General features: G+C 47.0%; 22 protein-coding genes. All 22 read right to left on the bottom strand.

The genetic code is table 11. The features are described from left to right. Positions 1-5: 5 nt before the first annotated feature. Entirely contained in the window at positions 6-437 is a 432-nt protein-coding gene (locus ABID29_RS01290) for a precorrin-2 dehydrogenase/sirohydrochlorin ferrochelatase family protein (RefSeq protein ID WP_168549168.1), read from the bottom strand. 1 nt (position 438) lies between these two features. Then, positions 439-1029 carry a cob(I)yrinic acid a,c-diamide adenosyltransferase gene (locus tag ABID29_RS01285; protein WP_354363856.1) on the bottom strand — a complete coding sequence of 197 codons (591 nt, stop codon included), beginning with the start codon at positions 1027-1029 and terminating at the stop codon, positions 439-441. Between the two features lie 10 nt (positions 1030-1039). Continuing rightward, complete coding sequence (locus ABID29_RS01280) at positions 1040-2536, bottom strand: cobyric acid synthase (protein ID WP_354363941.1); 1497 nt, start codon at positions 2534-2536, stop codon at positions 1040-1042. Then, the gene (locus tag ABID29_RS01275; protein WP_354363854.1) at positions 2499-3338 is read right to left on the bottom strand and encodes an energy-coupling factor ABC transporter ATP-binding protein; all 840 of its coding nucleotides are present in this window, start codon (positions 3336-3338) and stop codon (positions 2499-2501) included. The genes ABID29_RS01280 and ABID29_RS01275 overlap by 38 nt, the downstream gene beginning before the upstream one ends. A gap of 9 nt (positions 3339-3347) precedes the next feature. Further along, the gene (gene cbiQ / locus ABID29_RS01270) at positions 3348-4013 is read right to left on the bottom strand and encodes a cobalt ECF transporter T component CbiQ (protein ID WP_354363852.1); all 666 of its coding nucleotides are present in this window, start codon (positions 4011-4013) and stop codon (positions 3348-3350) included. Then, positions 4000-4284: an energy-coupling factor ABC transporter substrate-binding protein gene (locus ABID29_RS01265; protein ID WP_354363850.1), complete on the bottom strand. Its 285-nt coding sequence runs from the start codon at positions 4282-4284 to the stop codon at positions 4000-4002. The genes cbiQ and ABID29_RS01265 overlap by 14 nt, the downstream gene beginning before the upstream one ends. After that, a complete protein-coding gene (locus tag ABID29_RS01260; RefSeq protein ID WP_435533140.1) occupies positions 4281-5006 on the bottom strand; it encodes an energy-coupling factor ABC transporter permease in 726 nt (241 codons plus the stop codon). Before ABID29_RS01260 ends, ABID29_RS01265 begins: the two co-directional genes overlap by 4 nt. Positions 5007-5013: 7 nt before the next feature. Beyond that, positions 5014-5709, bottom strand: a complete 696-nt coding sequence (locus ABID29_RS01255) for a cobalt-factor II C(20)-methyltransferase (RefSeq protein ID WP_354363846.1) — start codon at positions 5707-5709, stop codon at positions 5014-5016. Between the two features lie 9 nt (positions 5710-5718). After that, positions 5719-6486 carry a sirohydrochlorin cobaltochelatase gene (locus ABID29_RS01250; protein WP_354363845.1) on the bottom strand — a complete coding sequence of 256 codons (768 nt, stop codon included), beginning with the start codon at positions 6484-6486 and terminating at the stop codon, positions 5719-5721. Between the two features lie 4 nt (positions 6487-6490). Beyond that, entirely contained in the window at positions 6491-7939 is a 1449-nt protein-coding gene (gene cobA, locus ABID29_RS01245) for a uroporphyrinogen-III C-methyltransferase (protein WP_354363844.1), read from the bottom strand. An 18-nt stretch (positions 7940-7957) separates the two neighbouring features. After that, complete coding sequence (gene cobK, locus ABID29_RS01240; RefSeq protein ID WP_354363843.1) at positions 7958-8704, bottom strand: precorrin-6A reductase; 747 nt, start codon at positions 8702-8704, stop codon at positions 7958-7960. Beyond that, positions 8701-9426 carry a precorrin-3B C(17)-methyltransferase gene (gene cobJ, locus ABID29_RS01235; RefSeq protein ID WP_354363841.1) on the bottom strand — a complete coding sequence of 242 codons (726 nt, stop codon included), beginning with the start codon at positions 9424-9426 and terminating at the stop codon, positions 8701-8703. Before cobJ ends, cobK begins: the two co-directional genes overlap by 4 nt. Positions 9427-9647: 221 nt before the next feature. Then, complete coding sequence (locus ABID29_RS01230; RefSeq protein WP_354363840.1) at positions 9648-10733, bottom strand: cobalt-precorrin 5A hydrolase; 1086 nt, start codon at positions 10731-10733, stop codon at positions 9648-9650. After that, a complete protein-coding gene (locus tag ABID29_RS01225) occupies positions 10696-11469 on the bottom strand; it encodes a cobalt-precorrin-4 methyltransferase (RefSeq protein ID WP_354363839.1) in 774 nt (257 codons plus the stop codon). Before ABID29_RS01225 ends, ABID29_RS01230 begins: the two co-directional genes overlap by 38 nt. A 12-nt stretch (positions 11470-11481) precedes the next feature. Then, positions 11482-12045: a decarboxylating cobalt-precorrin-6B (C(15))-methyltransferase gene (locus ABID29_RS01220; protein WP_354363838.1), complete on the bottom strand. Its 564-nt coding sequence runs from the start codon at positions 12043-12045 to the stop codon at positions 11482-11484. Further along, a complete protein-coding gene (locus ABID29_RS01215; protein ID WP_354363837.1) occupies positions 12035-12649 on the bottom strand; it encodes a cobalt-precorrin-7 (C(5))-methyltransferase in 615 nt (204 codons plus the stop codon). Before ABID29_RS01215 ends, ABID29_RS01220 begins: the two co-directional genes overlap by 11 nt. Continuing rightward, the gene (gene cbiD, locus ABID29_RS01210; protein WP_354363836.1) at positions 12640-13764 is read right to left on the bottom strand and encodes a cobalt-precorrin-5B (C(1))-methyltransferase CbiD; all 1125 of its coding nucleotides are present in this window, start codon (positions 13762-13764) and stop codon (positions 12640-12642) included. The genes ABID29_RS01215 and cbiD overlap by 10 nt, the downstream gene beginning before the upstream one ends. A 22-nt stretch (positions 13765-13786) precedes the next feature. Further along, the gene (locus tag ABID29_RS01205) at positions 13787-14470 is read right to left on the bottom strand and encodes a cobalt-precorrin-8 methylmutase (protein ID WP_354363835.1); all 684 of its coding nucleotides are present in this window, start codon (positions 14468-14470) and stop codon (positions 13787-13789) included. Then, entirely contained in the window at positions 14470-15168 is a 699-nt protein-coding gene (locus tag ABID29_RS01200; protein ID WP_168549150.1) for a cobalt-precorrin-8 methylmutase, read from the bottom strand. The genes ABID29_RS01205 and ABID29_RS01200 overlap by 1 nt, the downstream gene beginning before the upstream one ends. Further along, positions 15168-16124: an adenosylcobinamide-phosphate synthase CbiB gene (gene cbiB, locus ABID29_RS01195; protein ID WP_354363833.1), complete on the bottom strand. Its 957-nt coding sequence runs from the start codon at positions 16122-16124 to the stop codon at positions 15168-15170. The genes ABID29_RS01200 and cbiB overlap by 1 nt, the downstream gene beginning before the upstream one ends. A 1-nt stretch (position 16125) precedes the next feature. After that, entirely contained in the window at positions 16126-17484 is a 1359-nt protein-coding gene (locus ABID29_RS01190; RefSeq protein WP_354363832.1) for a cobyrinate a,c-diamide synthase, read from the bottom strand. Positions 17485-18106: 622 nt separating this feature from the next. Beyond that, entirely contained in the window at positions 18107-18706 is a 600-nt protein-coding gene (locus ABID29_RS01185; RefSeq protein ID WP_168550060.1) for a cob(I)yrinic acid a,c-diamide adenosyltransferase, read from the bottom strand. Between the last annotated feature and the right edge of the window lie 470 nt (positions 18707-19176).

The raw sequence follows: 19176 nt of genomic DNA, 5'->3' as shown, positions 1-19176 counted from the left end.
CCTCACTATAAATCTTCTAATATCGCTTGCAATTTCTGACGAACTTCCTTGGCTCTAGCAGCAGACAGCCCGTTAGTTGAAATCATCACCGAAAAATCCTTGGCTGGGGCAACGGCCACATTGTAAAAATCTGAAAAGTGCTTATCCCCCGTATTATTAACCAACTGACAAGGGGCAGCATCCGCCATGATTTGACGGTTAACAGTCTCTTGGTCTGTACAGGCCAAGACCAATTTGGCATCCTTCAAATCACCTTTTTGATATTCTCTAGCCACCCAAGTTACTGTTGAGGGCTCAATGCTCTCATGTAGGGTTGGGCTGACAATGGTCACCAGCGCCTTCTCGGCCAAGAGGTGCTTGATTTTACGTGAGGCAACCTTGCCGCCTCCAATCACTACCACTCGTTTCCCACTAATATTGATCATGACTGGATACATGCTACTCTCCTGTTTTTGTTTGACGAGATTTAAAAATTTTAGCACTCCGCTTGTAGACTGTATCTGGCACCCCCAAACGATGGTTCACCAAGCGGGCAATGACAAAGAAATAATCAGACAAGCGGTTGATGTACTTGAGACCTATGGGATTGATCGCTTCTTGAGCTTCAATGACGGCCACCATTTTACGCTCTAAGCGACGGGTCATGGTTCTGGCCATGTGAAAGGAACTGGCCAGAGGATGCCCCCCAGGAATGATAAAATAAGCCAAGGCTTCTGGAATCGGAATATAGGCATCCATCTTCTCCTCCAACCAGGTCACATTGGCCTCTTCTTGCTTGTAGGGACGCAACTCCCTTGGCGTTGCCAAATCGCTCCCACAATCAAAGAGGTGTTGCTGGATTTCCTCACATTCTTCCCTTAAATCATCCAGAGCAGGGTAGTCCCTCATCTCTGACACAATCCGTCCCAAGAGCGAACACACCTCATCCATAGTCCCATAAGCCTCCACGCGGCAATGGGTCTTGGACACACGATCACCTCCATAAAGCCGGGTAAAGCCTGTATCACCATATTTGGTATAAATCCTCATTCGTCGCCTCCTAGATGCTCTGATTTAAAATAGCATAGAGCTTGTCCATATCGACAGAAGCCCTCACAATATCTGCCAACTTGTCATATTCCTTATCCTTAAAGTCGTCGATGGTCAGGGTCTGCCCTTCAATAGGCTCAAGTCCTTTGGCTTGTCGTAGCTGGTTCAAAAAGTCCCTGGTCCAGGCCAAGTTATCGAAGACCCCGTGCAGGTAAGTGCCTTGAACCAAGCCATCGTGCCCAATCGCTCCATCAAATCGTTCGGTCTCTTCACCATTTTGCAGACGAATGCAGGAGAACGGCTCAACCCCTTCAGCCAGAATAGTCTCTCCCATGTGGATTTCATAACCGTCTAAGCAATGACCCGCATGGTCAGCCTGCACCTGGGTTGTCCGTTTAACCGCTCGGAAAATGGTCTCCGTCTCCAGTAAGCCCAGCCCTGTTATCTCATCAATGCTGGACTCAACATGCAAGGGATCTGAAAGTTTTTTCCCCAAGAGCTGATACCCCCCACAGATCCCAAAAATCCGACTGCCTCGACTTAAGCTCTCTTTGATTTCCTCTTCCAAGCCTGACTGACGCAGGTAAGCCATATCCTCAATTGTATTTTTACTACCTGGTAAAATCAAGAGATCGGGCTGACCAATGGCATCTCCCGGCATGACATAGCGCACGGAGACGTCTGGTTGAATTTCCAAACTATGGAAATCGGTAAAATTAGACATACGCTTGAGGCAGACAATCGCCACATCCAAGTCTTTTTTACGATCAAAACGGCGACTCTTTTCCACCAAGGCAACACTATCTTCACTATCCAAATCCAGCTGAGCATAAGGCACAACACCGATAACTGGCACCTGGGTCAATGCTTCAATCATATCAATGCCTGATTGCAAGAGGGCAACATCCCCACGGAATTTATTGATAATGACCCCCTTGATGCGGTGACGATCCTCTTCTGGAATCAGCTGAATGGTGCCGTAAATTGATGCAAAGACCCCGCCTTTATCAATATCAGCCACTAAAATAACTGGAGCATCCACCAAGCGAGCCATCCCCATGTTAACAATATCGCGATCATTCAAGTTGATTTCAGCTGGACTACCCGCCCCTTCCAGAACAATCACATCATTTTCCTGGCTCAACTCTTCATAGACCACCTTGATTTTAGGCAAGAGCTCCTGCTTAAACTCGTGATAGGTCACCGCATCCATATCTGCCAAAACCTTGCCCATAAAGACAACCTGGGACTTTCGATCCGATGTCGGCTTGAGAAGGACAGGGTTCATGCGAACATCAGGCTCGACCTTGGCAGCTTCAGCTTGAAAGACCTGAGCCCGTCCCATTTCATCCCCCTTTTTGGTGATAAATGAATTAAGCGCCATATTTTGCGACTTAAACGGTACGACCGATAAGCCATCCTGTCTGAAAATCCGACACAGCCCTGCTACAATCACACTCTTTCCTGCATCAGAAGCTGTCCCTTGAACCATGAGTGATTTTGCCATTGCCATTTCCCATCCTTTCAAAAAATTCATCTTCACTAGAGCAGAGTGGCAGACCGAGCTCCTGATGGAGACGCACCAACCACGGCACACCTAAGCGCGCTTTCTCTAACAAGTCCCTGTTTAAAAAGACCGTGTCTTTTTCACCCTCAAGGATCAGCTGCCCTTGATGAAGCACATAAGTGTAGTCACAACAGTCATACATCAAATCCATATCATGACTGGTCAAAATAATGGTTGTCCCCTGCTGAACCAGCTTTTTCATCAATCGAATCATATGCGAGCGCCCCTTAGGATCCAGCCCAGCCGTCGGCTCATCGAGCAAGAGGTAGCTGGGCTTGAGAGCGACAGCACCTGCAATCGCAACCTTCTTTTTCTGACCAAAACTCAGGTACTGAATCGGTCGCTTGGCCAAATGCTGAATATGCATGGCGTCTAAGGCCTCTGCCACACGCTGCTCAATGACTTCCGCTGGGTAGCCTAGATTTTTCAACGCCAAGCCTACATCATCCTCAACCAGCGCATAAAAGAGCTGTTGCTCTGGATCCTGAAACACAATACAGACATCCTGACGGTAAGCATAAAGGTCTTTTTTTCGGTAACTCAGTCCAGCGCCCTCATAGAGCACTCGGCCACTCTGGGGACGGTAAAGCCCCATGATGACCTTCATCAGGGTCGACTTACCAGACCCATTGGCCCCTAAAATACCAATAATCCCTCCTTTATCAAAGGTCATACTCACCTCATTGAGGGCATGCCCGAAAGAAGGGTTATAAGAATAGGTCACTTGTTCTACTGCTAACATTCTCATCCCCTACTGATCAAACCGTATCTCTAGCATCTCAACCACATGCTGATTTGCTTGTATCAATCTAGTAAACAATTGACTTGACAACAAGCCCAAGGTCTGGTAACTCTGCTTGACACCACCAAAACCAAACTTCAAATCCAAAGTGTCTCGCATGACCAGAAACTCATGTAAAAACATAAAAATAAAGCGGTACATCAAGACTACCAATTCAATCAGCTCTTTAGGAACATGTGCCTTACGACAGAGGCTAATCAGTTGTGGAAAAGGTGTTGTCACGGTCAAAAAGAAGGTCGCTGCCAAACTCACATAGACCCGAACCAATAGGGCTAAAGTCTCCTGATAGGCCGCTGGCTCAATGCTCAAGACATAACTTCCCAACCGCCATGACCATAAGGTCTCAGCCGGTAGCGTCCTACTGATACTGAATAAAATGGTTACTAAACTGATAAAAACAAAGGGAACAGATACTGCGACCCACTTGACATAACTCCGCCAATGGATACGTCCCACATAGAGCGTCAACGGCACCAAGACACTGAGTAGCCCCAGCTGCCAGCTAAGGATTCCAGAAAATGAAATCCCTAGCGACAGCACATAGAGCAACACTTTAATCTTTGGATTGACACCTACCCAACGGTTGCGGTAGGCATAATAATCAAAGATGAGCATGCGTTTTCTTTCCTTTATGATAACCAATGATGTAGGTAATAATCCCCACACCAATACTGCCTTGCAAGGTGAAGAGCAGACTCTCAATCTCACCACTGGCTGGTTCATAAAGAGAGGCAAACCATGGTTCGTAGTCTGGACGAACTTCGGTAATAGCTGCTTCAGCACCACCATCTGAACCGCCAAATTCAGCTTGTTCAGGCGCTAACCAAAAGGCCGCTAACACAATAAAGACACAACTAAGGAGCAAGAATAGGTTCTGCTTTTTCATGCGGAAAAGACCTCCACTTCTTTAGAATAGTTGCTCACCAAGTTATAAAGCACCACTGACAAGAGACCTTCAATAATGGCAATTGGCACCTGAGTAGCCATGAAGACCCCCATGAATTTCATTGCAGCCCCCAAAACCCCTGCTTGGCCATCTGGAAAAGCAATCGCCAGTTGCAGGGAAGTGGTCAAATAAGTGGCCAAATCAGCCAAGGAAGCACATAAGAAGATAGCCACCTTTTTATTGACCCCAAAACGGCGAACGAGACGGTAGATGCCATAACCGACAAAAGGCCCTACAACTGCCATTGAAAAGCCATTAGCTCCTAAAGTCGTCAATCCTCCGTGAGCCAAAAACAAGGCTTGAAAGAGTAAGCAAATGGTACCTAAAACTACCATGACACTAGGACCAAACATGGCTGTCCCAAAACCAACACCGGTTGGATGAGAGGTTGAGCCTGTGACAGATGGGATTTTCAAGGCTGATAAAATAAAAACAAACGCACCTGACAAGGCTAACCAAACCTTCTGAGTAGGTTGTTCAATCATCACCCGACGAAGCTTAACCACCCCGTAGATGAAAAACGGCAAAAATAAGGCAAACCACAACAGACAGTGAACGAGAGGTAAGTAGCCTTCCATGATGTGCATAGCTGATACTGACGGACCACTCATAACAACTAACAGTAACAATAAAATGATAAGAGATAATTTGTGTTTCATCATAGCCTCCTTAAGGTTGCTTAACGATCAGTGTGGTAAAATAAGACAGTTTCTCATCGAAGGAAAGATCCCTCACCCCACGGCGAACGTCTTGCCTATCTGTGCTAGCATGACTAACCAAAATCGTCGTGTCCAAAAGCCCGTGCTTGTCTAATAGAGGCAAAATAGTTGGCAGGTAATTGGCCACCTTCATGATAACAACTGTCTCATGCAAGGACAAGGCAGCCTCCAGACGTTCCAAGCCTGCGGTAGCAGGCACCACTGCAAAGGATTCTTCATCCATGACCAAAGGCACGCCAACCTCAGACGCTATGCTATTGTAAGAGGTAATGCCTGGAATGGTTTTGGTCTCAATACGATCCCCGATAATCTCTAACAAATAAGCATAAGTACTAAATACCATCGGATCACCAAGAGTGATAAAGCCAACATTGCTTCCCGCTTGGACATCAGCGATTATTTCCTCTGCAATTGATTGCCATTGGCCCTCTTTCAAAGAGCGATCACGCACCATGGGAAAATGCCGTTGCTTGATTTGCAAGTGCTCACTGAGGTAGGGCTCTGCAATACTAAGGGCCAAGCTCTTGTCGTTTTTCTTAGCTTCTGGTGTGTAAAGAATATCAAGTTGCTTGAGCATCCGACTGGCTTTGACAGTGACCAACTCGCTGTCACCTGGTCCGATGCCAATGCCGTAAAATGTCGCCATAATGTCCTCCTAACCAATTATATCATTTAGATGTTCCAGATAGAGCGCCTGTACTTCAGGGTATTCTCCCAAGCCAACCAGATGGGGAATGACAGTGTAGCCACGACGTTCAAAGTAGGTTTTCCAAGAATCGTCCTCATCCGACAGCAAGTCATTGGTTGCATGGTCACCAGCTACTAACATAAAGGGCGCCAAATGAATATCCGTCACCCCAGTCTGACGCAGTTGCTCTTCAATCAATTCAACAGAAGGATAGCTCTCCACACACCCCATCCGAACAGCTGTCCCCTGCAACATGTGATCCAAAGCCGCATAAGCTACAAAAGCATAGTGCTGGCTGCCATGTCCCATTAAGACACTCGCAGCTTTTGGGCCAAAACGTCCATAGCGGTTGAGGAGAAGGGCCTTGACCCTCTTGTAATCCTCTTGGCTATACAAGAGTGGCTTCCCGACCTTGAGTACATCAAAACTGGAGACAAACGCCTCTGATTGCTTGAGAATTTTGTCGTATTCTCCGCCGATAATGATGTGCAAGGGCTGAATATAGACTTCTCTAATACCTTCTGAGGTCATTTGCTCCAAAGCCTGCATAACATTAGGAATATCCAGCCCTTCATTGGCCTTGATCCGACGAATCACCACACCTGAGGTAAAGGCTCTATAAACCGCATAATCTGGGTAGCGTGCTTGAATAACTTGCTCGCAGGCTTCAATCGTTTTTTGCCGAGTTTCAGGATAAGTCGTCCCAAAACTCACTACTAAAATGGCTTTTGTCATCCGCTTATTCCTCTGTCAACAGCTGGCGGCACTTGTCACGAATGGCCGCAATGGTCGGCTTGTCTGTCTCAATAATCTCTGTATAGCCTGCTTGCTCAATAACGGCCCTAGTGGTCTCACCCATAACAATAATCGGCAGATGGTTAAGCTTAACCTCTAGCTCCTCTGCCATGGCAACAAAATTGGTTGCCGCTAGAGAATTTGGCAAGCAAATCGCCTCTAGCTCCACTTCCGATAAATCAGGCAAGTCATCATCAAAATCGACAGTGTGGGTCACAAGGACAGGTAACTCATAAAAACGACGGACGGCCGCCTGCTTATAGTCAGGTGCTAAAATGTACCAGTTACCGGTTTCGTTGGCCAACGTTTCAACCAAGTCCTCACCGTGAATGTGAGCTCCCTTGGCATAAAGAATTAAACCTGACTCTCCCATCGCCTTAGAAGTGTGTTGGCCTACCGCAACGACCTTCACATGCCCTAAAGCTCGTAAGTCTTGTCCTGTCGCTTTAAGAGCCTCTAAAAAGAGAAGCCAGCTCTGCCAATCCGCCACCAAAAGGCCATCAAGAGTTGTTACATCAGGAAGCTTAAAAGGGAAAGGATTCACCTTGTTTCGACCTGGGAAGGTCACTAGGTTTGCCCCATCATCCTTGAGGAGACGAGGCAGTTTGCCTGTCGGAGACGCTTGGATTAAAATCTGGCGACCAGATAGGGGCAGGTGCTCATGAAAGTTTAACTGCTGGCGGAAGGAAACCACATCGCCAATCACAATGATGCTCGGTGCTGTCAAGCCATGCTCAGCCACAAGCTCTGTGATGGTCGATAGTGTCCCATAAATTGAACGCTGCTGAGGATGGGTCGCCCATTCGATCACAGCCACAGGCGTCTCAGATGAAAAGCCACGGCTAGACAACTCTGACGTGATGGTTGCTAAGTTTTTCATGCCCATCAAAAAGACCAAGGTGCCCTTGAGTTGAGCAATGGCTTCCCAGTTTAACTGTTCGGTCTCATCCTTGAGGTGCCCTGTAAAAACATGAAAACTCGTCGCCACATCACGGAAGGTCATCGGAATCCCCGCATAGGTTAAGCCAGCCACAGCCGAGCTCACCCCAGGAACAACCTCAAAATCAATACCAGCCTCAACAAGACTCAAGGCTTCTTCACCGCCACGACCAAAGATGTAGGGATCTCCACTCTTCAACCGCACGACAGCTTTGCCTTCTCTGGCCTTCTCAATCAAAATCGCCTCGATCTCATCCTGGCGCACACACGGCATCCCAGGTTGCTTCCCAACGTCAATGGTCTCGCAATCAGGCTTAAGATACTTAAACAAGTCCTGGTTAATCAACCGATCATAGACCAGAACGTCTGCCTCTTTTAGACGACGAGCACCCTTCACAGTAATCAATTCCTGGTCACCAGGACCAGCTCCTAATAAAGTGACTAAACCTGTCATATCTTATTCCCTTCTTTTCTAAGCCAAATAGGCACGCAATTCTTCTAACGTTGATACACTCTGCGGGTAGTCAACCAAGGGGCGGGCAATGATGATACAATCAATTCCCAGCTCCAGGCAACCATCAATTTTTTCACGAATGCCACCGACACTACCGCTCTCCTTGGACACAAAGACCTCCGCCTTGGAGCGCAGGATCAACTCCTTGTTGCATTCTTTGGAAAAGGGAGCCTTGATGGCATCAATCTGATCAGCTACCAACCCCAATTGCTCACACGCCAGCAACACTTCCGAGGTTGGCAAGACCCTCACCACGATACGGCTATTAGGCAAGCCCTCAACAAAGAGCGGCAGGGTCTTGCTGCCTGTCCCTAGATAAACCGTCTTGTAACCCTTTTGCCTCATAACCTGAATGGCCTCTTCGGTAGAATGAACGACAATAGCCCCGCTCAAGTCAAGAGTTGCCTGACGTTCAAACCTCACATAGGATACCCCAGCTAGCTCTGCCGCTCTAATCGCCTCCTTGGACACAATATCCGCAAAGGGGTGGGTGGCATCGATAATTTCATCAACACCGTTGGCTTGAATGAAGGCTACCATGTCCTCAGCAGTCAACCGCCCTTGAATCACTGGCTGACCAAATTTGGAAGCCAAATGCTTGCCATAATCGGTGACGACAGAGGTGGTAACAGACAGCTCCAGCTCATTGAGCAAGGCTAGAATATCTGTACTGTCTGACGTTCCTCCCAACAATAGCTTCATCATAGGGTGTAGCCTCTCGGTGTAATCATGCGACCGTTTTTGACATAGGTTTCCTTGTTACCAACAATGATAATAGTCGTCATATCCACCAAGGACTCATCTAAATCTTTGATGGTAGTTAAAATATAAGTCTCATCCTTTCGGCCAATATCTTTACCAATACCAACGATAGTGTCTTCTGACTTGTATTCTGAAATGATGGACAAGGCTTTGGCCAAATGATCTGGACGCCCTTTACTTCTCGGATTGTAAAGGCAGATGACAAAGTCACCTTTAGCAGCTGCATGCAGGCGTTTTTCAATCACAGACATAGGGGTCATCAAGTCACTCAAGCTAATGTGACAAAAGTCATTCATCAAAGGAGCTCCCATGACAGCTGCAGCCCCAAGGCTAGCTGTAATCCCTGGAACCACCTTAACATCCAATTCACTGTTATCCCCTAAAAGTTCCAAAATCAAACCAGCCATACCATAAACGCCAGCGTCACCACTAGAGACCACGCCGACATTTTTCCCTGTCTCAAGTGCCAAATCAATAGCCTTTTGACAGCGCTCAATTTCATGACGCATGCCTGTGGTGACATGCTCCTTGTCCTTGACCAAATGACGGATCAAACGCATATAGGTGGAATAGCCAACAACAATCTCACAATCCTCAAGCGCCTCAAGTGCTTCGCGCGACATCAATTCTTCTTTACCGGGGCCTAAGCCGATAACGTATAACATCTTATTCTCCTTTATTTCTAAAACTTGTTATTATAGCAATCTATCACGAGAGCCATGATTTAATCTGATGATTACTCTAAGCTCAAACGAACCAAATCTGATGGCGCTCTCTTTAAAAAGACTCAAGCTCCTGATTCTCTGATAAAAACGTAATAATACCAGCAGATTCTTTGACCGACTTATGGAAACGAGTTTGGATAGGCATGTCACTACCTCTCCAGTCACCTACTCCCCAACTCAATGACAGTAGCCTTGGCCAGAGCATAGGTACAGCCATCCTTGGCGAAACGATCCGTCAACACCTGACCATTGCTCGCAAAATCTGCACTGGCAAGAGCAACACTGCCAACCCCAACCGTCTGCTTGACAAAGGCTGACTGCGGGTACTTGTCAGCAACCAAAAGAAGCTCTTCCTTAGTAAAAGTCTCAAAGGGACAGCCGAGGCTTGACGCCAGAGACAGAATGGCTTCTTCTTGTTTTTTGACATCAATACTGACAATCTTAGCAATTTCCTGAGGGGAAATCCCTTCTTGCTGGCAAAAGAGCTCAAACCCTTCTTGAAAAACCTCAGGCAATACTGCCTTACGTGCACCAACACCTAGAAGATAAGGTTTGGGGTAGATGACCGCCACATTTTCCCTGACTTCTGAAATGGGACGGGTCGTTAGGATAATGAGTGGAGCCGTTCCCTCTAAAATATCCTCTAGCGCTTCAGCGGTGATAACCGTCAAACCTCGTGTGTCTGTCACCCAAGCCTTTTCTTGATAGAAATAGACCTGCTGCTGATTGCCGAGGTAGCTGTTAAAGGGCTTGACCAGAGGGCGGAGGTCATCTCGCCAGCCGTTGACCGACTTGGCCAAGGTATCCAAAGCCACCACATTTTGAACATCAGTAGCTGTCGTGATAACAGGATTCGCCCCCATCAAACGAGCAATCGCTAAGGTTTGCTCATTAGCGCCGCCCAGATGACCACTCAATAGGCTGATCACATTCGTCGCTTTCTCATCCATAACAATGACCGCAGGGTCTGCTGCCTTATCCAACACCACAGGTGCAATAGCGCGCACGACAATCCCTGTCGCCATGATACAGATGAGAACATCAACCTCCTTAAAGAGCTTAGCAATGGCCTGAACAGGACTCCCCTGTAAGGCCAGCGTCTCGTCATCCGCCAATTTCGGCAGGGTATACACCAGACCCGTTCCCAAACCCTTTTGCAGGGTTAAGGCAGTGGCCTTACCTGTCGGCGTGAGAGCGACAATGGCAACTTTATTTAGCATGGCTACTTTTCCCGTGGCGGAACTCATGTTCAAATTCCTCGTGATAGAGTTTGGAGTAATAAAACTCCTGCCCCAGAAAATCACCCACCAAAATTAAAGCCGTTTTACTAATTCCTGCTTCCTTAACTTTCTGAGCAATATCTTGCAAGGCGCCAAAAACCTTTCGTTCCTCTGGCCAGGTAGCCTTGTAAATCACAGCAGCCGGCGTCGTCTCAGGGTAGCCTCCCGCCACCAGTTCCTCAACAACCTTATCAATCCCGTGAATGGATAAGAAGATCGCCATGGAAGTACGGTGTTGGGCATAGCTTCTTAAGGATTCCTGATCAGGCACAGGTGTCCGGCCAGCCATTCGCGTGATAATCACGCTCTGAGAAACTTCTGGTACCGTGTACTCCGTCCCAATACTTGAAGCCGCGCCCAGAAATGAACTGACACCTGGGGTGCAATCAAAAGGAATACCGCGCTTTTTCATCTCCTCGGTCTGTTCTCGAATGGAACCATAAATCGAAAAATCTCCAGTCTGTAAGCGCACGACTTCCTTACCAGCCTTGACCCCTGCCTCCATCACATCAATGATTTCCATTAAGTGCATGCTGGCACTATCATGGATTTCAGCTCCCTCTTTACAATAATCCAGAAGGGCAGGATTGACCAGAGAGCCTGCATAGATAACCACATCAGCCTGTGACAGCTGCTTATAGCCTTTAAGGGTAATTAAATCCACATCACCAGGTCCTGCTCCGACAAAATGAACAATTGACATAAACGCTCCTTTCTAAGCTTCTTGTGCTTTTTGACAAGACACAATAATCGTTGGGTTTTGAGGCTTAAAGTAATGCCCCTTACCTAGCCCTGTCCAACGACTGGCCTGTAACGACACCATCTCTAGCTCATCCCAAGCCATCTGTTCAGCAATAGTAACTGCTTCCAAGGCATTTTCCAAGAGGATAAAGTTGAGCACCAGACGCCCACCAGGCACCAAGAGTTCCTCACACCAGTCAAAAATTTCCTGCATGTTACCGCCAGTACCACCAACAAAGATGGCATCAAACTGACCATCAAGGGCAATCGGTGCCTTGCCTTCATGGAGAGTAATGTTTTGGCAACCAAAATGAGCTATATTCTCCTTGGTCAAGGCCACCGCATCCGGGTTCCGCTCTACCGCAACAACCTCCAACTCTGGGTAGGTATAGGCTGCCTGAACGGTCACGCTGCCTGTCCCTGACCCAACGTCCAGCAGGCGCTTGGCACGGTGTAAGGCCAGTTTATCTAAACTGATAGCCCTAACCTCCTCCTTGGTCATTGGAACCTTAGTCCGAATAAAATCACTATCCCTCATCGAGCACCACCACCACATTCATCTCATAGGCACGATCTTCAACCTCTTGTGCCGACAGAATGCTAATCCTTTCATCATCATAACTTAATTGTTCCCCAATAATAATCGTCTTACGATACCCTCGCTTGACAGCCTCTTGGGCAATCTGGTAGGGACCAACCTGCTGATCCGTCACCATAAAGACCTTAGGAAGGCTCATGATCAAATCAAAATTAGGCACCTTGGCATGGCTGCTAGTCAAATAAGCGTCATTCATTGGTAGACAGACCTTGCTAGCCAGGTATTGCATGGCACTAATGCCTGGTTGAATCGCTACCCGACCTGGGAATTTTTCAGACAACCACTTGCCTAGACCGTAGATCAAGGGGTCTCCTGACACCAGATAAACAATCTGAGTCTCTTCTGGATAGCAACGCAAGAGTTGATCCAGCTCTGCTAATTTTTTAGGGGCAACCTTCCCTTTGTCTCGATAGGCTGCTGGTAAAACATCCAAATGTCGCTCGCTGCCTAAGACGACGTCTGCCTGCGCACAAATGGCCTCTTGGCCCACCAAGCAAAAACGAGCATCTCCAGGACCAATGCCGACCACATGAATCATGTCCATTCCTCCTTAATCTCCTCCAGCGGTTTCGTAGAGGCCAGATAGCCATCCTCCGAACCGAACAGAACCACCTCAATGGTGACCGCCGGTTTTTTAAATTTGAGCAAGCGTTCTGTCTTCATCTTGATTTTATCCGCTAGAACCTGGTAAACCCCTTCATAGCCGTAATTCTTGATAATGACCGCTGCAGCCTCGGTCGTGATACAAGCATCCACTTGCTGAAGCATATCTAGTGGTGCTCCCATGAGGGCTAAATTGGCCACTAGAGTTTCAATCCGACCATCCGAATCCTTGCTATGGGTGGACATGGTGCCTGCAGCTACCTTGACCAATTTCCCCATATGCCCGACCATCAAGACCTTAGTAAAGCCTAAGCGCTGAACTTCTTTGAGCACATGGCCGACAAAGTTACTCATGTTCACGATATGCGCTTTGGGAATCCCTAGCTGTTCGGTGGCGAAGGCCTCACCGTAGTTACCAGGTGCTAGAATGACCGAGCTGTGCCCATTGTTTCGCAGCATGCTCAACTCAACGGTAATGGCTGCCTTCCAAGCATCTTCTGACATGGGATTAACGATGCCGGTCGTGCCCAAAATAGAAATCCCCCCCAGAATACCTAGCCGAGAGTTGTAGGTCAGCTTGGCGATTTCTTCCCCTTCTGGCACAAAAATCAACACCTTTGCCCCACAGTCTGGACCGATTAATTCTCGAACCGATTGGGCAATCATCTTTCTCGGAGTCGGGTTAATAGCTGCCATACCGACTGGGTTGGCCAGCCCTTTCTGGGTCACTCGGCCAACTCCTTGACCCCCATCAATCTCAATCTCGGCTTGATCAGGCAAAAGGGTTACTGTGGCATAGATTAAAATCCCATGCGTCGCATCCGCATCATCACCACCATCTTTTTGAATCGCAGCCGTCGCTGTCAGACCATCGAAAGAAGGGTCGTGAACCGTCATGGTAACTGTCACGCCTGAAGCTGTCTGGACAGTAATCCTCTCCTCCAGCTCCTGGTTCAAAATCATACTGACCGCAGCAACGCTAGCTGCTGTCGCACAGGTCCCTGTTGTGTAGCCCCGCCGAAGTTTTTTGCCATTAACATAGACGTATTCTTCCATCTCACCACACCTTTCTTAATGCTTAGTCAGCTGATGTTGGTACACTGTAGCGTTGGTAATCTTGGGTCTCGTCCTTCAGCTGATATAGGATGGCATTGACAATTGCTGCCGCAATGGTACTGCCCCCTTTACGCCCCAGAGCTGAAATCGCTGGAATCTCACTCTCATGCAGTTGCAGTTTAGACTCCGCTGCCCCCACAAATCCAACTGGAACACCAATCACGGCATCAAGGTGCAACTGACCAGCCTCAACCATATCCAAGACCTTAAAAATCGATGTCGGTGCATTACCAAAGACAAAGAGCTTAGGCCCTTCAACCTTAGCGGCATACTCAACCGCCGCCATGGAACGAGTGATCCCTTTTTCTTTGGCTTCCTTGAATACTTCAGGATCATTGACCAAACAACGGTACTTGACCCCACGCTGATCCAGCAAGGTTTTATTAAAGCCACCCAAGACCATGGTTGTATCTGTAAAAATCGTTCCCTGATGGGTTAAAACATGAATGATATGGGCGATAGCGTCATTGGAAAATTTAATATTGTAGAGGTAATCAAAATCTGCACTGGTAAACACCACCCGCTTGAGCACTGCTTCTTCAAAAGGGTCTGAAAAACGGATATCCGGATGCTCCTGATCGATAATCTCTTGAATTTTAGCAAAACTTGCTGCCTCAATCTGATGTGCTTGCTTGAGATAAGACATTACCCTTTTCCTCCTTCTGTCGCTGTCGGTGTCGAATAACGCACATAATCATCCGTTACGACGGTTTTCATTTGGTAGATAATAGCATTAACAATCGCCACAACAATGGTGCTCCCTCCCTTACGACCAAGGGTAGCAATAGCAGGGACAGGTGAGTCAAGCAAGGCTTCCTTAGACTCTTCAACATTGATAAAGCCAACAGGTACACCAATAATGGCATCAGCAGTGGCTTGCCCTGCCTCAATCAATTCTAACAGGTAGGACAGAGCTGTCGGCGCACCGCCAAAGGCAAAGACCTTAGGACCTTCCAAACGTGCGGCATACTCAACCGCAGCCATCGCTCGGGTAATTTGCTTATCCTTCGCCAACTGAACCACCTCTTCATGGTTGATGAAGCACTCATAGCGAACCCCCATCTGATCCAGCACACGCTTGTTAATGCCGTTTAAGGAAATGGAAGAGTCAACAATCAAGGTTCCTTTTTGCGACAAAACCTCTAAAATACGGTCATTCACCTCATGGGTAAATCGCATGGTGTAGAGGTAATCAAAGTCTCCTGACGTATGAATAGCACGCTTGATGATGGACTCTTCCATCTCTGTTTGAAAGACGTAACCGGCATGTTCCTCGTCAATCACAGACTGGATAATTTGAAAACTTTTTTCCTCAATAGAGGATGGGTTTTGAATATATGACATCAGATAACTCCTATCATGTTTAGACTGATATAACTCAAAAGACCAAGAAGCAGGGCAACTGTCGTACTCATGTAGAGCAAGGACACTGTGGTCAAAATATCTTGGGGCACAACCGCCCGCAACCGATCGCCAATCGTCGGTTTATCAATCAACTCACCGTGGTAGACATGAGCCCCTCCAAGCCGGATGCCTAAAGCTCCTGCAACCACGGCCTCTGAAAAAGCACTATTGGGACTGGCATGCTGGTAACGGTCCCGCCAGCCAATACGCAGGGCTGACCGCCCATCCAGCTGCAACATGTGACTAGCCAAGACAAGGCAACCCCAGGTCAAGCGAGCCGGGAGCAGGTTCGCCAAATCGTCCATCTTGGCTGAAACAAAACCAATATAACGGTACTTTTCCGTCCGATAACCAACCATGGAATCCAGGGTATTGACGGCCTTGTAACCCATGGCTAGAACGGGTCCACCCAGAAAGAGACAAAGTAAGGGACCAATGACCCCATCACTGGTGTTCTCAGCCACCGTTTCAATCGTGGCTTTGGCAATCTCTTCTCGATTTAAAGAAGTAGTATCCCTCCCCACAATCATACTAACCTGGTAACGAGCATCTTCGAGACTCCCCTCTTGGAGCGTTCGATAGACCTTGACAGCCTCAACAGCCAAGCTACGCCCCGCCAAACTAGCATAGGCCAAGTAAACCCAGACCACCCAGTAGAGCACAACGTGAACCTGTTGGGCCAAATAAAGCCCAGCAGTAGCCACACCAACTGTCAAACCAACCGTCGTTACCCACAGCAATCCTCCGAACAGATAGGCTGTTACGGGGCGCTTGGCCCGATAGCGAAGACAAAAGGAGATGTAATGCCCCATCCATTTGACAGGATGTGGCCAGTGGTATGGATCACCTAAGATCCAATCCAGCAAGACCGCTAAAATCATTGCTAACACCACCATATCAAGTCGCCTCACGAATATAGTCTAACCAATTGGACAAGAGGTCTTGGTTCTGATAAAGGTGAACATGTAGATAACTCGCAAAGGTACGCCCTTTTTGATAGCCCCCTGCCCACTGTGAAACGACTTGCCCGTCTCTCTCCTTATGCAGGTCCAATACCGTAGGTTCTGAGGTCTCAAAGACAGAATGATGAAACTCATGCCCTCTAACCAGTGTCCCACTAGGACCAAACAAGCTAGACACCTGCGTCTTGGCCTCACAGTAGCCAAACCGTTTCAAACGAGATGTCATCACGCTTTTCCCTTCAAAAATCCCAACCATCTCATAGACCCCATCAGCAGTCTCCAGAGCCTCTCCAAGATACATCAACCCACCGCATTCAGCATAAATAGGCTTGCCTGCCTCGTGGGCTTCTAAAACTGACTGACGAAAAGTCTGATTAGCCATCAAAGCCTCCGCATACATCTCTGGAAACCCTCCGCCAAAATAGTAGGCATCTGCATCTGGTAGTTGCTGGTCTGCCAGAGGACTAAAAGGCACCAAGGTCACCCCTGCTTCCCGCAACAAATCCAGATTATCTTCATAATAAAAATGAAAAGCCTCATCTAGCGCATAACCCAAGCGCAAAGGGGTATCATTCTTCACCTCAAAGGGGCTATCCTGCAAGAGACGTGGGGCCTCCACCTTCTCCAACAAACGCTCCAACCGCACATGCGCCAAAGCCATCTCGCCCAACTGCTCAAAACTCTGATCCAAACCAGCCAGCTCAACGTCAGGAATTAAACCCAAGTGCCGTGAAGGCAGCTCCACAGCGATATTCTTAGGAAAATAACCGAGCACCTCAACAGAGGTATAGCGCTCAATAGCCCCCTTAATCAATTCATAGTGCTGCTCAGAAGCAACACGATTGACGATCACACCAGCAATGGTCACTTCTGGGTCAAATGTTGCAAACCCGTGCACCATAGCTGCAGCAGATGTCGACGTCGCCTTGCCATCAATAACCAACACGACAGGAATGTCCAACTGCTTGGCAATAAAAGCCGAAGATGCACAATCCTTGTCCGTGCCCAAACCATCAAATAATCCCATGACCCCTTCGACAACAGCGACATCAACATCCTCTTGCCATTTCACATAAGACCAAGCTAGGGCATCCTGATGAGGGATCATAAAACTATCTAGATTACGTGAGGGACGCTTGGTAATCCGACTGTGATAGGCTGTATCAATGTAATCAGGACCAACCTTGTAGGGCTGGACACGGTATCCCATTTTAGAGAGAGCTTTCAACACCCCTAAGGTGACTGTCGTCTTGCCCACACCGCTAGATACCCCAGCCAGCATAAACCGTTTCATCTCTAACCTCCATTATCACTTAATTGGATAGAAAAAGGGCTACAAAAAGATAGCTTTTTGTAGCCCCGTTGCTCACTGATAACTAGACACATCGTTGTGTAAAAATGATTCGCATCTTGATAAACATATTATACTACTTGTCATTTTTTGGGTCAAGTCTTTTTTTGAAATCAGTTACATTTTTTTAAAATCAGTTACAAAAATCATCAAGCAAAACAACTGAAAATATGACAGACTATAAAAAAGATAAAGTTAGTGATAAAGCCTTCAACTTCTAGAACAGTTAATAATAAGTACCCAAACATCTATAAAATAATACAGATAAAACCTTCCTGCAACTCCTCACTAGATTAATCTACTAGTCCTTCCTCACCCCCGATTAAAAAACTGAAGGATTGTCTCAAAACCTGCTAACCAGAAAAACTGACTAAAAAACACTTATAATCAGTTTAATCTTATAAGTGTTTATATGCAATAGTTTCAAAATTAGTTGTGATTTAACCTATAAAACTGCTAATGGCTTGAACAACAGACAACCAATTGAAGAGAAGTGCTTTTTGAGAGCATTGTTTACTCCTGAGGTTACCTTACCACACCATAATTTTAAACAGACGCTCCAGTTTTAATCAGCTTTCTTAGCCCAACGTTCAACATCTGCTTTGGTAATGTTATGAAAGACCTTGACTCCCCGTTCATAAGGGACATCCGTTTGTTGTCTTACAAAGTTAAGTACCCGAGCTAAGGCAAAGAAATAATCAGACAGCCGATTAACAAAAACGAGAACCTGCTGGTTGATTTCAGTCGTCCACATGGTGCTGACAATATGGCGCTCTGCTCGTCTGGCAATCGTTCTCGCCACATGAATCATAGCCGCCAATTCATCACCACCAGGTAGGATAAAGGTCTCAAGCGCTGGTGGAATGGCCGCATAGGTATCGATTCTCTCCTCAATCCAGGTCACCATAGCTTGATCAACCTTGTAGGGGTAAACCCCTTGAGGGGTTGATAAATCTGACCCGCAATCGAATAGATAATGTTGCAACTCCAAAAGCTCCTCTTTAAAGGCATCCCCTTCTGGCATCTTGCTCACCACATAACCAATCCAAGAATTTAATTCATCAATAGTACCATAGGCATTGACCCGCTCTGCATCTTTGGCAACACTCTGGCCACCAACCAACTTGGTCAAGCCTTTATCACCTGTCTTCGTATATAATTGCATCACATTTTTCCTTTCTTTATTCACATTACTTCATCAGTCCGGTAGAGGCATTTCTTCAAACAACAGAGAGTTTGATCATCTCAAGAGAACCTCTAAAATCTCAGTTCCTGATATAAAAAACATTGATTTAATCGGCTTTTAACTTAAGAAAAGTAGGCAGAAAGCTACTTTTCAGAGACCACCTCAAGACACCATCTGTACTAAGCTATCCTCACGTCACACCCATCCGATACGCGTAATAGGGTAATGAAGGCATCTCATATCAGCTACTATTCAATTACTGCACGAATTGTTTTGGCTAATCGACGTTTAATAGCTAGCTCATCAATAGTCAATTGAGTGTCACTCTAGACACAAGCATTTAATAATCTCAGCATGATTGAAATCCTCCTTACTGTTCTCAGAAAGTAGTTGTTATAAACTCCTAGGTGAGCTAGAATACCGTCAAGTATCCGCTAATCCAAGAACTA

The organism is Streptococcus rupicaprae, from assembly GCF_040545225.1.
GTDB classification, from domain to species: Bacteria; Bacillota; Bacilli; order Lactobacillales; family Streptococcaceae; genus Streptococcus; species Streptococcus rupicaprae.
Note: the sequence above shows the minus strand (reverse complement) of the source record. Positions and strands in the feature narration are given on the sequence as shown.